Below are 4,580 nucleotides of genomic sequence, written 5' to 3'. Positions count from 1 at the left end.
GATCACCGTGCACGATCAGCTGCGGCACCGGGATGCGCCGGACCAGCTCGATCGGCGAGATCGGCACCTCCTCCCATGGCGGGTCCTGTGGAGAACTTCCGCAATTTCAATGGAAATCGGACATCCAATTTCCATTGAAATTGCGGAACCACGAGTCGGAGGGGTGAGCCGGACCGGTCAGTAGTTGGACTCGTAGAGGCCGGTGACCTCGGCGTGGAGGTCGGGGTCGGCCTTGATCGCCGTGCCGTTGATGGTGTGGACCTGGGTGACCAGGCGAATGCTGGAGCACAGCCACACGCCGTCCGCTTCGAACAGCGCCGAGACCGGGAACTTCGCCACCTCGGTCTGCCAGCCGGCCTGCTCGGCGGCCCGGAACAGCGCACCCTGCGTGGTGCCCTTGAGGATGCCGGAGCTCGGCGGGGTGGTCAGCAGGGTCCGGCCCTGGGCGATCACCACCGTGGAGGTCGGGCCCTCCAGCACCGAGTCGTCGGTCGCGGTGAAGATGACCTCGTCCGCGCCCCGCGCCTCCGCCTCCCGCATCGCGGCCATGTTCACCGCGTACGACAGGGTCTTCGCGGACAGCAGCAGCCACGGCGCCCGGTCCATCAGGTCCGGCGCGTAACCGCGCTCCAGCGTCACGGCCGAGATGCCGTCGCGGCGCTTGCGCAGGGAGTCCGCGCCGACCTGCATGCCCATCGCGAAGCCGTGCGGCGTGCCGTCGCCGCCGTCGATGCCGCGGGTGCACACCAGTTTCAGAGCCATCTCCGGGTCGGTGTCCCACGGCCAGTTGTCGATCACCGCCTGGACCGCCCGCTCCCAGGCGGCGCGCTCGGGCAGCTGCATCTGCATCAGCCCGGCGGACCGCTCCAGCCGGTCGAGGTGCGGGCCGATCTCCCGCGGCTGCCGCCCGACGACGAGGATCGTCTCGAAGATCCCGTCGCCGCGCATCACCCCCAGGTCGTCGGCGCGGAACAGCGGAGCCTCGGGGTCGACGATCGTCCCGTCCAGAAGTGCCAGTACGCGCATGCCGGAAGCGTAGAACCTCGAACGCCCGGATTCGGGACGGGCTGCGCGCGCGTCCGGCGGCGAGTGCTGCGGAGTTACGATCGGAGGTGCCGACCGGAAGCGCGCCGAGCACAGGAGCGGGCATTGAGCGACCAGGGATCGCTGCGCAGCACCTTGCACCAACGTGGCATGCGGATGACACCGCAGCGCCAGCTCGTGCTGGACGCCGTCCGCGGGCTCGGCCACGCCACGCCGGAGCAGGTCTGCCGCGAGGTGCAGGGCACCGCGTCGACGGTCAACATCACCACCGTCTACCGCGCGCTCGACCTGCTCGAGGAGCTCGGGCTGGTGCGGCACACGCACCTCGGGCACGGCGCCCCGACCTACTCCGCCGAGGAGCACGAGCACGTCCACCTCGCCTGTCACCGCTGCGGCGAGATCGACGAGGTGCCGACCGAGACGCTCGACGAGCTGGCCGAGCAGCTGCGCCGCGAGCACGGCTTCGAACTGGACGCCACCCACCTCGCGCTGTCCGGCACGTGCCGGAAGTGCCGCGCGACCGAGGCGGGTTGATGGTCCGCACGCCCCGATCGCCGGGCATCCCGCAACACACCGAGGAGCACTGATGAGTTCACCCCTGCTGAACCTGCCGGGTGCGGTACCCGCACCCGACGACGCGGTGGACGCGGGTGTGCCCTGGCACTTCGGCGACCCGTTCGCCGAGCAGCGCTCCGCCAGCCGCGCGGCGGTGCTGGTGGACCGCTCGCACCGGCAGGTGATCGCGGTGCCCGGCGAGGAGCGGTTGAGCTGGCTGCACCTGGTGCTCTCGCAGCACCTGACCGAGCTCCCGGACGGGCAGGGCACCGAGGCGCTGATCTTGGACAGCCACGGCCGGGTGGACTGCCACCTGCTGGTCGCCCACCACGAGGGCGTGGTCTACCTGGACGCCGATGCGGGTGCGCAGGTGACCAGCGCGCTGCCGACCATCGGCGTGGACGGCAAGCAGACCCTGCCGGAGTACCTGGAAGCGATGCGCTTCTGGTCCAAAGTGGAGCCCCGGGACGCCACCGAGGAGTTCGCGGTGCTCACCGCGGTCGGTCCGGACGCGGGCGGCATCCTCGCCCAGTTCGCGCCGGTGCCGTCCCAGCCGTACGAGGTGAAAGCGCTGCCCGGCGGCGGTTTCACGCGCAACGTGCCGTTCCGCTCGCTGCCGACGTTCGACCTCGTGGTGCCGCGCGCCTCGCTGGTCGAGTGGTGGACGAAGCTGACCGACGCCGGCATCCGCCCCTCCGGCACGCTCGCCTTCGAGGCGCTGCGGGTGGAGGCGCTGCGCCCGCGCGTCGGCCTGGACACCGACGACCGCGCGATCCCGCACGAGCTGGGGTGGGTGCACGTGGCGGCGCACGTGGCCAAGGGGTGCTACCGGGGTCAGGAGACCGTGGCCAAGGTGCACAACGTGGGCAAGCCGCCGCGCCGGATGGTGCTGCTGCACCTCGACGGCTCGGCGGAGGTGCAGCCGGAGACCGGTGATCCGGTGTGGCTCGGCGACCGCAAGGTCGGCCGGATCGGCAGCGTCGTGCAGCACCACGAGCTCGGTCCGGTGGCGCTGGCGCTGCTCAAGCGCTCGGCACCGGTGGACGGTGAGCTCGTCGCCGGGGACCCGGAGGAGGACCGGGCGGTGGCCGCCGCGGTGGATCCGGACTCGGTGCCGCCGGACAGCGGGGAGCCGCCGGGGCGGGTCGCCGCGGAGCGATTGCGCGGCCGTTAGTTCCAGATAGCGATCGATTCCGCACTGCTTTCGAAACGACATCACCCGATTTGTTGGCGAGGTCTGCCGAATTGCCGGAGGATGGCCACGTGATCGAAGTCCGCCCGGGTGGACGGCGCCGCATCGACAGGGTTCTGTCCCCGGACTACACCAGTGGAATCGAAGGCCGCGCGCTGAGCGAAGTGCGCGAGCTGCGGGACGAGGCGGCGCAGGAGGAGACCGACCTCTCGTACCTGCGCCGCGTGCTGCACGTGCGGATCGACATCGTGCGCGCGGAGCAGCGGAGGCGGAACGAGGACGGTTCGACGTCGGTCGTCGAGCAGTTGGTGAACATCCTTTCCGACAACGCGGTCGGTCCGGCGACCGGTTCCGGCCGCTACCAGACCACCGAGCCGTCGCGGGCGGAGGCGCACCGCAGGCACGTCGAGGCGCTGGTCTCCGACGTCGACCTCTCGAACGTCACGTCGCTGTCGGAGGCGAAGCTGGACCAGGCCCTGGAGGCCTACACCGGCGAGGAGGACTCGGTGTCCCAGCGCCGTCGCGAGGTTCAGGACGTGGTCGACCGGCTGAACGCCGAGATCGCGCGCCGCTACCGCGAGGGCGCCGCGTCGGTGGACGACCGGCTGGCGGAGGAGCGCGACCGGCACTGACCCCGTTTCGCGCACCGCGATCGTCCGAAGTGGACTCAGCGATCGGCTGACCGCGCGCCGATCACCCCTTCCCCGGTGGATGCTGTTCGAGTTACGCTCACATTCTGGAATTTGTCTCCCAGATTTTGGGATGGGCCATGAGCGCGCAGTCGGACACCTACACCCACGGGCACCACGAGAGCGTCCTGCGGTCGCACCGCTGGCGGACCGCCGAGAACTCCGCCGCCTACCTGCTCCCGCACCTGCGGCCGGGCGTCAGCGTTCTCGACATCGGCTGCGGGCCGGGCACCATCACGCACGACTTCGCCGCCCTGGTCGCTCCCGGACCGGTGCTCGGCGTGGACAACGTCGACGATCCGCTGGAGATCGCCCGCGCCGGGGCGGCCGAGAGCGGCCTGGACAACATCACCTTCGCCAACGCCGACGTCTACGGCCTGCCCCACGCCGACGACTCCTTCGACGTCGTGCACGCGCACCAGGTCCTGCAGCACCTGACCGACCCGGTCGCCGCGCTGCGCGAGATGCGGCGGGTGTGCCGCCCGGGCGGCGTGGTCGCGGTCCGGGACGCGGACTACGGCGGGATGCGCTGGTTCCCGGAGAACCCCGGCCTGGACCGCTGGTTGGCGCTCTACCGCGACGTCGCCCGCCACAACGAGGCCTACCCGGACGGCGGCAAGTACCTGAAGTCCTGGGCGCAGCAGGCGGGCTTCAGCGACATCACGTGCACGGCGACGGCGTGGTGCTTCGCGACGCCCGAGGAGCGCGCGTGGTGGGGCAACCTGTGGGCGGACCGCATCCGCCGCTCGTCCTTCGCCGAGCAGGCCCTGGCGCACGGCCTGACGACCCGGGAAGAGCTGGAAGACCTGGCGGCGGCCTGGCACGCCTGGATCGACGCCGACGACGCCTGGTTCGCAGTCCTCAACGGCGAGATCATCTGCCGCCCCTGAGCCCGCAGCCGCTTTCAGCAGTAAGCAGCAACTGCGAAGCCCACCTGCACCGCGCAGTGAGGGTCGCATGCGGCGCAGCCGCATAGCCCACCTGAGCAACTCGCACCGCCGCGGGTTCTCAGACGTCGCCTGGCGAGGACAGCCCGTTTGCCGTGTATTGGACATACATAAAAACGGGATCCCGCAGCCAGGCGGCGTCTGAGGTTCCGC

At 70.8% G+C, this 4,580-nt stretch carries 5 protein-coding genes; 4 read left to right on the top strand and 1 reads right to left on the bottom strand.

Translation table 11 applies throughout. The features are described from left to right. Window positions 1–177: 177 nt before the first annotated feature. Complete coding sequence (locus ABTZ89_RS36120) at window positions 178–1,026, bottom strand: aminodeoxychorismate lyase (RefSeq protein ID WP_270952214.1); 849 nt, start codon at window positions 1,024–1,026, stop codon at window positions 178–180. A gap of 123 nt (window positions 1,027–1,149) precedes the next feature. Between ABTZ89_RS36120 and ABTZ89_RS36115 the strand changes: the two genes are divergently transcribed. The 4 genes from ABTZ89_RS36115 (at window position 1,150) to ABTZ89_RS36100 (ending at window position 4,370) form a co-directional block, all read left to right on the top strand. Then, window positions 1,150–1,578, top strand: coding sequence for a Fur family transcriptional regulator (locus tag ABTZ89_RS36115; protein ID WP_270952212.1), 429 nt, complete (start codon window positions 1,150–1,152; stop codon window positions 1,576–1,578). 52 nt (window positions 1,579–1,630) lie between these two features. Further along, a complete protein-coding gene (gene ygfZ / locus ABTZ89_RS36110; protein WP_270952211.1) occupies window positions 1,631–2,773 on the top strand; it encodes a CAF17-like 4Fe-4S cluster assembly/insertion protein YgfZ in 1,143 nt (380 codons plus the stop codon). Window positions 2,774–2,862: 89 nt separating this feature from the next. After that, window positions 2,863–3,423, top strand: a complete 561-nt coding sequence (locus ABTZ89_RS36105) for an RsiG family protein (RefSeq protein ID WP_351053449.1) — start codon at window positions 2,863–2,865, stop codon at window positions 3,421–3,423. 137 nt (window positions 3,424–3,560) lie between these two features. Then, window positions 3,561–4,370 (top strand): methyltransferase domain-containing protein, encoded by an 810-nt coding sequence (locus ABTZ89_RS36100; protein WP_351053446.1) that lies wholly within the window; start codon window positions 3,561–3,563, stop codon window positions 4,368–4,370. Window positions 4,371–4,580: the final 210 nt, after the last annotated feature.

Source organism: Saccharopolyspora sp. NPDC002686 (assembly GCF_040295745.1).
GTDB classification, from domain to species: domain Bacteria; phylum Actinomycetota; class Actinomycetes; order Mycobacteriales; family Pseudonocardiaceae; genus Saccharopolyspora; species Saccharopolyspora oryzae.
This window is presented reverse-complemented; position numbering and strand designations above follow the sequence as displayed.